The organism is Streptomyces endocoffeicus, from assembly GCF_016741935.1.
GTDB classification, from domain to species: Bacteria; Actinomycetota; Actinomycetes; order Streptomycetales; family Streptomycetaceae; genus Streptomyces; species Streptomyces endocoffeicus.
In genome coordinates this window covers 2,054,161-2,063,463 of the sequence record NZ_JAERRG010000001.1, presented here as the reverse complement: position 1 = coordinate 2,063,463, position 9,303 = coordinate 2,054,161, and the positions used below count along the sequence as shown (strand labels likewise).

Sequence of the window (9,303 nt, the reverse complement as noted above, 5' to 3'; positions counted from 1 at the left end):
CCTTCGGCGCCGAGGTCAGCATTCGCGCGCTGTTCACCGCCCCGACGGTGGCCGACGTGGCCCGGCTGCTCGACGGCACGGGGGACGGCACCGCGCACACCGACTCCGACGACATCGGCCTGTTGCTGCCGCTCCGGACCGAAGGCGATCGGCCGCCCGTGTTCTGCGTCCACCCGAGCACCGGACTGGGGCGCTGCTACGCGGAACTCACGGACCACCTGCCGCCGGACCGCCCGGTCTACGCGCTGCAGGCTCGCGGCTTCGGCACGGATGAGTCACTGCCGCGGACGGTCGAGGAGATGGCGGCGGACTACGTGGCGCGGATCCGGACCGTGCAGCCGGCCGGGCCCTATCACCTCCTCGGCTGGTCGTTCGGTGGCACCGTGGCTCATGCGATGGCGGCGCTGCTGCAGCAGCAGGGCGAAACGGTGGACCTCCTGGTCAGCCTCGATGGCTACCCCGGCGCCGACGAGACGGAGCCGACCGGTGAGTCCGCCGATGAGTCCGCCGGTGAGCCCGCCGGTGAGCCCGCCGACGAGTCCGCCCAGGGGCCCCGTGGCGGGCGGCGCAAGCAGGTGCGGATGCTCTCCGAGATTCAGCGGGTCAACGCGAACAACAACCGGCTCCTCCAGCACCACACGCCCGGCGTCTTCCGCGGAAACCTGCTGCTCTTCGTCGCCACGGAGGGTCGGCCCGCGTCGGTCCCCGCGCCGCTGGCTCCGGACAGCTGGGCGCCGTACGTCGACGGGCATATCGAACCGGTCCGGATCGCCTCCGATCACGACGGGATGCTCACCGGAGAGCCCCTCGAAACGATCGGTCAGCTCATTTCCGCGCAGCTGCTGACGGAGAATTAGGGAAAGGGTGGGGAGAGAGAGTATGGACGAGAAGGAGAAAGCGGCCGCGGGTGAGCCGCCCGAGGGCACGCGTCGACAGGGCAGATTAGGCATTCTGCTCGTTTCGCTGGGGGCCGCCCTGGCGATTGCCATGGTGGCGGGCGGATTGGGTTTCACGCTCGGCTCCGACGATTCCCCGAAGTCCTCCGGCAGCGCCGGGGCGGGGGACAAGAAGGCCCAAAGCATGGCCTTCGTCGAATGCCTCCGGGACAATGGCGTGCCGGACTTTCCCGACCCCGCCGCGGACGGCTCGATTCTGCTCGACCCGAGCAGCGGCATAGACGTCAAGGGCGATGCGTACAAGAAGGCGGAGAAAGCCTGCGAGCGACTGATGCCCGAAGGCCGTCGAGCCTCCCCGCCGCCCGGTGGGATGCCCGATCTGACGAAGTACGTGGACTGTATGCGGAAGAACGGCGTGCCCGACTTCCCCGACCCGAAGGGCGGCGGCTTCGCCCCCGAGGAGGCCGGGATCGACGTCAAGTCGCCCGAGTTCCGGGACGCCCACAAGGCCTGCCGGCAGCACCTGCCCGCAGGGGCGCCGGGGCCGGCGTAACCCCGCGCGGTGCCCTGCCGGGTGCCGCCTCCGCCCCGGGCCGCCGGACCACCCGTCCGGCGGCCCGGGGCTTCCGCATGCCCGGTAGACCGGGGCTTCCGCATGCCCAGCGCGCCGGGACCAGGGCATTTCCGACCGCACCCCACCCCCGCCCCCACTGAAACCTCAGCGAAACCGCCCCCTCGCTAAAACAGGAGGTACAGGAAATCCCGAAGGAATGGGGACAGTGGCATGGTGGTTATCACGGAGCGGCCGTCGGATGGCAGTGCCGCACCCAAGAAGAGGCTGCGGCGCACCACCGCGCTGGCGGCGCTGCTGACCGGGGTCGCCCTGCTCGCCACTGCCTGTGGCGACAACGACGAACCCGATAAGAGCGTGGCCAGCGTGGGCTCCGGGAAGAACTCGCAGTCCAAGAAGCCCGAGGCCGGTGCACAAGGGGACGGGCTGAAATTCGCGGAGTGCATGCGGAAGAACGGCCTGCCCGATTTCAAGGACCCCAAGCCCGGTGAGGGCATGGGTGCCGGAATCGACCCGCAGTCGTCGGAGTTCCAGAAGGCGGAGAAGGCCTGCAAGCAGTACATGCCGGCACCGCCCCCGCAGGAGGGTGGTGGCGGTCCGGGCGATGTGTGGCCGACCGAGGACAAGCTCAAGTACGCCAAGTGCATGCGCAAGAACGGTGTGCCCAGCTTCCCCGACCCGGACGAGAGCGGTGGCTTCAAGCTGGAGGTCGACCCGACCACTCCGCAGTTCAAGAAGGCGGAGGACGCCTGCAAGCAGTACCAGCCCGAGTCCCTGCGCAACATGGAGCCCAACAAGCCCGGTGGGGGCTCGGCGTGAGTGCGACCCAGACCCCGACCGAGGACGAGGAAGCGAGTCCCCCGGAGCGGCAGAGCGCGCCACCACCGGCGCGGCGCAAGCGGCGCGGACTGACCGCGATCGTCGTCGTGGCGATCGTGGTCGCGGCGGGCGCGGGCGTCGTCGTGGCCGATCCGTTCAAGAAGTCCGAGAAGGACTCGTCGGCCAGGGCCAGCGCCCCCACCGGGGTGGCGAAGGTCACCCAGGGGTCCTTGTCGGCCCGCACCCTGGAGAACGGGACGCTCGGCTACGCGGGTTCGTACGACGTCGTCAACAACGCCAAAGGCACTATCACCAGGCTCCCCGCCGTGGGCGATGTGATCAGCCAGGGCAAGGTGCTCTACCGGGTGAGCGGCAAGCCGGTGGTGATGCTCCAGGGCGCCGCCGAGCCGGTCTACCGCGATCTGGCCTACGGCGCCGAGGGTGCCGATGTGCGGCAGCTCAACGCCGCGCTCGTCAGCCTCAAGTACGCCACCAAGGCGCAGATCGACCCCGACTCGGACTACTTCAGCATGCAGACGTACTACGCCCTCAAGGAGCTCCAGGAGGACGTCGGCCTGAAGGAGACGGGTGAACTGTCGCTCGGGCAGGCCGTGTTTTTGCCCGCCGAGGAGGTCCGGGTCATCAAGTCCGGGGCCGTACGCGGTGGCCCGGCAGGGCAGGGGCAGAACGTGCTGCAGGTCTCCTCGACCAAGCGGCAGGTCACCGTGGAGCTCAACGCCAGCCAGCAGACCGGGGTGGCGGTCGGTGACAAGGTGACCATCACCCTCCCCAATGGCAAGTCGACCGACGGGGAGGTGTCTTCGGTGGGGAAGGTGGCGAAGCAGGCCGACGACAAGACCACCATCGAGGTGCAGATCAGGCCGAAGGACCCGAAGGCCACCGGCGGGCTCGACCAGGCGCCCGTTCAGGTGGCCATCGTCTCCGACACGGTGAAGGACGTGCTGTCGGTGCCGGTGAACGCGTTGCTGGCGCTGGCCGGAGGCGGTTACGCCGTCGAGGTCGTCGATGCGGGCGGCAAGCACAAGCTGATCCCGGTGCGCACCGGGATCTTCGATGACAGCGAGGGCAAGGTGGAGGTCAGTGGCGCCGGGCTCGAGGTCGGCCAGAAGATCGCGGTGCCCGCGTCATGACCGGCGTGGAGACCGAGACGCGGCCGGTCGACGTGCGGACCACCGGCGAGGCGGTGCTGCAACTGGAAGGCGTGACCAAGGTCTATCCGGGCGCCTCCCCGGTCGTGGCGCTGGACGGGGCCGGATTCACCATCCACCGGGGCGATCTGGTGGCCATCGTGGGCCCCTCCGGCTCCGGCAAGTCGACCCTGCTGCAGGTGATGGGCACCCTGGACCGGCCGACGTCCGGCACGGTACGGGTCGTGGGGGAGGACGTGGCCGCGATGTCCGACCGGGCGCTGGCCGGGCTGCGCGCCACCCGGATCGGCTTTGTGTTCCAGCAGTTCTTCCTGGCCGAACACGCCACGGCGCTGGAGAACGTGGCGGATGGGATGCTGTACTCGGGCGTCCGGCGCCCGGCCCGGCTGTCGGCGGCCGCCGTGGCCCTGGACCGGGTCGGTCTCAGCCACCGGATCCACCACCGGCCGTCGCAGCTGTCGGGTGGTGAGCGGCAGCGGGTCGCGATCGCCCGTGCCCTGGCCGGTGACCCGGCGATCGTGCTGGCCGACGAGCCCACCGGCAACCTCGACAGCGTCGCGGGTGCCGCGATCTTCAAGCTGTTCAAGGAGCTCAACGCCGAGGGCACCACCATCGTCATGATCACCCACGATCGGGAGCTGGCCGCCCGGCTGCCACGCCGGATCGAGGTGCTCGACGGCCACATCGTCGCGGACGTCATGTCGGCGGAGGACCCGCTGGACATCGAGAGGCGGTTGCCATGACCTCCACGGCCACCGCCCCCGGCCGGCTCCACCCGGCCGACCTGGGCCGGACCGCCAGCGTGGGCCTGCGCACCCGCCGGATGCGGGCCGCCCTGTCGGCGCTGGGCATCGCCATCGGCGTCGCCGCGATGGTGGCGGTGCTCGGGCTGTCGTCGTCCTCGCAGGCCGGGCTGCTCGCCGAGATCGACAAGCTGGGCACCAATCTGCTGAAGGTCACTCCGGGCCAGTCGCTGGGCGGCGGGGACGCCAAACTCCCCGTCGAGGCACCGGGCATGATCTCCCGGATCGGGCCGGTCGAGGCGGTGCAGAGCACCGGCAAGACCGACGCCGAGGCGTACCGCAGCCCGCACATCCCGACCCTCAATACCAACTCCCTGTCGGTGAACGCCGCCAGCCTGCGCCTCCCGGCCGCGGTGCGCACCTCGATGGCCCAGGGCCGATATCTCAACGCCGCCACCGCGCGGCAGCCGGTGGCCGTCCTCGGGTGGGACGCCGCCAGCCGGCTGGGCATCTCCCGGGTCCACCCGGGCATGCGCATCTGGGTCGGCGGCCAGTGGTTCTACGTGTCCGGGGTGCTCAAGCCCGCGAAGCTGACACCGGAGATCGACTCGGCGGTGCTGGTGGGTTATGAGTCCGCGAAGAAGTACCTGGACTTCGACGGCCACCCCTCCACGGTGTACGTACGGTCGGACACCGACCAGGTCAAGGAGGTCCGCAACGTCCTGGCCGCCACGGCCAACCCGCAGAACCCCAGCGAGGTCAGTGTCACCCAGCCGTCGGCCGCGCTCGAGGCCCGGGCCGCCGCGCGGTCGGCGCTGGACGGACTGTTCCTCGGGCTGGGGGCGGTGGCCCTGCTCGTCGGGGGCATCGGCGTCGCCAACACCATGGTGATCTCCGTGCTCGAACGCCGCTCGGAGATCGGCCTGCGGCGGGCGCTCGGCGCCACCCGTGGCACCATCCGGCTGCAGTTCCTCTCCGAGGCCATCCTGCTCGCCATGCTCGGTGGCGCGGTCGGGGTGGTGCTGGGCACGCTGGCGACGTTCGTCTACGCGGGCGTCAAGGGCTGGGAGACCGTCGTCCCCGTGCTCGCCTGGGCGGGTGGACTCGGCGCGGCCGTGGCCATCGGCGCCATCGCCGGGCTGCTGCCCGCCCTGCGGGCGGCCCGGATGCCACCCACGGAGGCGCTGCGAACGGTCTGAACCGAGCCGCCCGGCACCGTGGTGAATCCCCCGTCCCGGTGCCGGGCTTCGGGCTGCCCGATACGGGGGAAACACCTACGCCCACGGCAACCGTGGTGGCGTGTGTTTGGCGTTGGCCCTCACGTCCAAACGTCCAAGTGCGCATTGCTGTATGGGAGTTGGCTCCCCGAGACTGGGCGGAACCGGTGACGGGGGAGGGCCATGGCCATGAGTGGCAGTGTGCTGGACGAGACCATCCGTGATGTGCTGATCGGCCTCGCCGTGGTCGTGCCCGCGGCCGTCGTCTGCGGGCGGATCGCCCAGCGGCTGCGGCAGCCGGCGGTGCTGGGGGAAATCGCCGCGGGTCTGATGCTGGGCCCCAGTCTGCTGGGGCTGCTCCCGGGCAATCCGACCGCGGTCCTGTTCCCGGACCAGGCCCGCCCCTTCCTGCAGCTGCTGGCCCAACTGGGCCTCGTGCTCTTCATGTTCGGGGTGGGATACCACCTCGACGTGGCGCAGCTGCGCGGCCGGGGCCGTCAGGTGGTGTCGGTCTCGCTCAGCTCCGTGGCCCTGCCGTTCACCCTGGGCACGGGCCTGGCCGTGGCCTTCGCGTCCTGGGGCCTCACCGAGCGGGGGCGGACGGGGCTGCTCGGCCCGGCGCTGTTCCTGGGCGCGGCCATGTCCATCACGGCCTTCCCGGTGCTCGCCCGCATCCTGACCGACCACGGTCTGGCCCGGGAGCGCATCGGCACCATGGCGCTCGCCTGCGCCGCCCTCCAGGACCTGCTGGCGTGGGGCATCCTCGCCGTCGTGGTCGTCGTGGTGAACGCCGACGGCTCCTGGCCACTCGCCCGGATGGCCCTGCTGTCCGCCCTCTTCGTCCTCGGCACGCGGTACGTGGTCAAGCCCGCGCTGCACTGGCTGCTGGCGCCCGAGCGGCCCTGGAACGGGGACAGCACAGTGCTCCAGGGCGTGGTCTTCAGCGGCCTGCTGCTGTCGGCCTGGGCCACCGACGCGATGGGACTGCACACCGTGTTCGGCGCCTTCGTCTTCGGCGCCGTCGTACCGCGCCGCCTGCTCGAGGCCCACGCCCCGGAGGTGCCCGCGCGCATCGAGCAGTCGAGTCTGCTGCTGCTCCCGGTCTTCTTCACCGTCACCGGGCTGTCCGTCAACTTCCGGGGACTCGGCGGCCAGGGCCTGGCCATGCTGCTCGCCGTGCTCGTCGCCGCCTGCGCGGGCAAGTTCATCGGCGCCGCGGGCGCCGCCCGGCTCACCGGGGCCACTCCACGGCAGGCCATCACCCTCGGCGTGCTGATGAACGCGCGCGGGCTCACCGAACTCGTCCTGCTCAACGTGGGTCTGGGCCTCGGTGTCATCGACGGCCGCGTCTTCACCGTGATGGTGGCCATGGCCGTGGTCACTACGATGATGACCGGCCCGCTGCTGCAGCGCCTGTTGCCGACGCCCCCGTCGCGCACCGCCTACCGCGGTGGCGAACACGGGGGCGCCGGTGGCGCGGCGGAAGCTGGGGCAGGTCCGCGGCCGCTGCCGCGCGACGCGGCCGGAAGCGGTCAGCCGGATACGGCGCTCAGGGAGCCGTGACGACCGCGCCGCCACCCGCCCCGGCCGTGATCCTGCCGGGGCACAGCCCCCGTGCCGCGAGCCCGCTGAGAATCTGCGGCACGGCGGCGACCGTGGTCTGGTAACCGCCGTCGTGCATGAGGATGATGCTGCCCGCCCGCATGGTGGCGGCGGCCTGGACGATCTGCTGAGTGCCGGCCCCGTTCCAGTCCTGGGAGTCCACGCTCCACAGCACCTCGGTCAGTCCGAGACCGGCCTCATCGGCCCTGACCTGCGCGTTGGTCTCCCCGTAGGGCGGCCGGAACAGGGTGGGTGTCTGTCCGGTGATGCGCCGGACGGTGTTCTGGGCGCCCGCGATCTCGTTGTACGCCGCCGGTTCGCCGATCTGGGTGAGATGGGGGTGCGAGGTGGTGTGGTTGGCGATCCACATACCCGCCGCCTGCTCGGCCCTGAGCAGGTCCGGATACTGGTCGGCGTGCTGCCCCCAGATGAAGAAGGTGGCCTTCGCGCCACCCGCCCGTAGCGCGTTGAGCAGCGCCTGGGTCGACCCCGGATTCGGCCCGTCGTCGTACGTGAGACCCACGTATCCATTGGGGCAACTGGCCCAGGCCCGCTCGGTGTGCGCCGCAGTGTGCGTGGCCGCGGGCGACGGGGCGGCGGAGAACCCCGCCAGGGCGGCCGTGGCCGCGGCGACGAGTGCGAACCGCCGCGCCTTCCCGGTGCTTCTTGTTCCTGCTCGTCTCGCCGCGGCCTTTCCGCGTCCGGTCATGGTCCCTCCTGAAGTGCGGATGTGGTCCCCTGCCGGTCGGCTAGGAGGCGGTGCACGAGCCGATGGTGGGGGCCGACCAGTCCCCGTTCGCCATGACCGTGAAGCCGAAGCTGGTGGCCGCTCCGGCGCCCAGGTTGCCGTTGCCGTTGGGCCTCATCGTCATGACCTTGCCGCTGCCGTCCCAGCTGGGGCTGCCGTTCCAGGTCGTGGAGACGCTCTGCGCGGAACGTACGGTCACCGCCACCGTCCAGTCGCTGATGGCGGAGGATCCGGCCGTCACCGTCACCTTGCCGTTGAAACGGTCGCCCCACCGCTGCGTCTCGGAGTACGACGCGGTGCACGACTTGGCGCCGCCACCGCCTCCGCCACCACCGCTGGTGCCGCCCAGCGCGGTGAGCACCGCGGTGTAAGCGGGCTTCTTGGCGTAGTTGTCGTCGAACAGCAGCGGGGTGCCACTGGCGCGCCATGAGTACTTGTCGGTGACACCCCATACGGTGATGCCGGTGCAGCGGGACACGGCCAGACACGCCTGGGTGACCCGGCGGTAGCTGTCGGCCTGGGCCGTGCCGGAGCCCTCGATGTCCAGCTCGGTGATCTGCACATCGACGCCGAGGTCGGCGAAGCGCTGGAGGTTCTGCTGGTAGTCACCGGGGACCGGGGACTGGCTGTTGAAGTGCGACTGGAAGCCGACGCAGTCGATCGGCACACCGCGCGCCTTGAAGTCCTTCACCATGTTGTAGACGGCGTTGCTCTTCGCGTTCTGGCCGTCGGTGTTGTAGTCGTTGTAGCAGAGCTTGGCGCCGGGGTCGGCCGCACGCGCGGTGCGGAACGCCTCCTCGATGAAGCCGTCGCCGAGCTTGTCCTGGAACGGCGAACTGCGATGCGCTCCGCTGTTGCCGTCCTGGAACGCCTCGTTGACCACGTCCCAGGCGTAGATCTTGCCCTGGTAGTGCTGCATCACCTTGGTGATGTGGTTGTTCATCGCCGAGCGCAGCTCGGTGGCGCTCAAACCGCCTACCCAGCCGGGGAGTTGGGAGTGCCAGACCAGGGTGTGGCCCCGGATCTTCATGCCCTTGCCCTGGGCGTGGCCGACGATCTGGTCGGCGCTGCCGAAGTTGAACGAGTTCCGGGAGCTTTCGACGGCGTCCCACTTCATCTCGTTCTCGGGTGTGACGGCGTTGAACTCGGTGTCCAGCGTGGAGGCGTACGGGGATTCGCCGAGGTGGTTGGCGGCCACGGCGGCGCCGAAGTAGCGGCCCTTGGCCGCCGCCGCGCCGCCGAGGGTGCTCGCGGCGCTGGCGGGACCGGACAGGGCCAGGACACCGGCCGCGGTGAGGAGGCCGACGACACCGAGGCTGAACGCCCTTCGGACGGGTAACCGAGGACGGCGATCTCCGCGCTCCTGACGGGCCTGACGGGAATCGATGACCATTGCTGTCCCTTCTTCGGGTGCGGGTGGCAGTGGTGTGCCGATGGGCAACGATCGATGCGGAGTATGCTGCGGGGCTGACACGACGTCAACGCTTCTTCCGGAATGATTCCGGTAGAAACTCTCGCCGATGGTGATAGCGCTTCGG

At 70.5% G+C, this 9,303-nt stretch carries 9 protein-coding genes; 7 read left to right on the top strand and 2 right to left on the bottom strand.

The annotated features are described in order from the left end of the window. The 7 genes from JK364_RS07960 to JK364_RS07930 form a co-directional block, all read left to right on the top strand. A partial coding sequence (locus JK364_RS07960; protein ID WP_201848756.1) for an alpha/beta fold hydrolase occupies nt 1–857 on the top strand: 857 nt, incomplete at its 5' end. A 22-nt stretch (nt 858–879) separates the two neighbouring features. After that, a complete protein-coding gene (locus tag JK364_RS07955; protein WP_201848754.1) occupies nt 880–1,449 on the top strand; it encodes a hypothetical protein in 570 nt (189 codons plus the stop codon). A gap of 231 nt (nt 1,450–1,680) precedes the next feature. Beyond that, entirely contained in the window at nt 1,681–2,286 is a 606-nt protein-coding gene (locus JK364_RS07950) for a hypothetical protein (RefSeq protein WP_201848752.1), read from the top strand. Continuing rightward, nucleotides 2,283–3,437, top strand: a complete 1,155-nt coding sequence (locus JK364_RS07945; protein WP_201848750.1) for a peptidoglycan-binding protein — start codon at nt 2,283–2,285, stop codon at nt 3,435–3,437. Before JK364_RS07950 ends, JK364_RS07945 begins: the two co-directional genes overlap by 4 nt. Continuing rightward, nucleotides 3,434–4,198 carry an ABC transporter ATP-binding protein gene (locus JK364_RS07940; protein ID WP_201848748.1) on the top strand — a complete coding sequence of 255 codons (765 nt, stop codon included), beginning with the start codon at nt 3,434–3,436 and terminating at the stop codon, nt 4,196–4,198. The genes JK364_RS07945 and JK364_RS07940 overlap by 4 nt, the downstream gene beginning before the upstream one ends. Then, on the top strand, nt 4,195–5,397 hold the full coding sequence (locus tag JK364_RS07935) for an ABC transporter permease (protein ID WP_201848746.1): 1,203 nt from the start codon (nt 4,195–4,197) through the stop codon (nt 5,395–5,397). Before JK364_RS07940 ends, JK364_RS07935 begins: the two co-directional genes overlap by 4 nt. A gap of 207 nt (nt 5,398–5,604) precedes the next feature. After that, nucleotides 5,605–6,978: a cation:proton antiporter gene (locus tag JK364_RS07930; protein WP_230991362.1), complete on the top strand. Its 1,374-nt coding sequence runs from the start codon at nt 5,605–5,607 to the stop codon at nt 6,976–6,978. Here JK364_RS07930 and JK364_RS07925 read toward each other — a convergent pair. Both JK364_RS07925 and JK364_RS07920 read right to left on the bottom strand, forming a co-directional pair. After that, complete coding sequence (locus tag JK364_RS07925; protein ID WP_201848742.1) at nt 6,965–7,726, bottom strand: polysaccharide deacetylase family protein; 762 nt, start codon at nt 7,724–7,726, stop codon at nt 6,965–6,967. The two genes, JK364_RS07930 and JK364_RS07925, sit on opposite strands and share 14 nt — an antisense overlap. Before the next feature lie 40 nt (nt 7,727–7,766). Beyond that, entirely contained in the window at nt 7,767–9,158 is a 1,392-nt protein-coding gene (locus JK364_RS07920) for a glycoside hydrolase family 10 protein (RefSeq protein WP_201848740.1), read from the bottom strand. Between the last annotated feature and the right edge of the window lie 145 nt (nt 9,159–9,303).

Coding starts and splice junctions, on each gene's coding strand:
- JK364_RS07950 (WP_201848752.1), top strand. CDS start 1,681: ATGGTGGTTATCACGGAGCGGCCGTCGGATGGCAGTGCCGCACCCAAG.
- JK364_RS07940 (WP_201848748.1), top strand. CDS start 3,434: ATGACCGGCGTGGAGACCGAGACGCGGCCGGTCGACGTGCGGACCACC.
- JK364_RS07925 (WP_201848742.1), bottom strand. CDS start 7,726: ATGACCGGACGCGGAAAGGCCGCGGCGAGACGAGCAGGAACAAGAAGC.
- JK364_RS07935 (WP_201848746.1), top strand. CDS start 4,195: ATGACCTCCACGGCCACCGCCCCCGGCCGGCTCCACCCGGCCGACCTG.
- JK364_RS07955 (WP_201848754.1), top strand. CDS start 880: ATGGACGAGAAGGAGAAAGCGGCCGCGGGTGAGCCGCCCGAGGGCACG.
- JK364_RS07920 (WP_201848740.1), bottom strand. CDS start 9,158: ATGGTCATCGATTCCCGTCAGGCCCGTCAGGAGCGCGGAGATCGCCGT.
- JK364_RS07930 (WP_230991362.1), top strand. CDS start 5,605: ATGAGTGGCAGTGTGCTGGACGAGACCATCCGTGATGTGCTGATCGGC.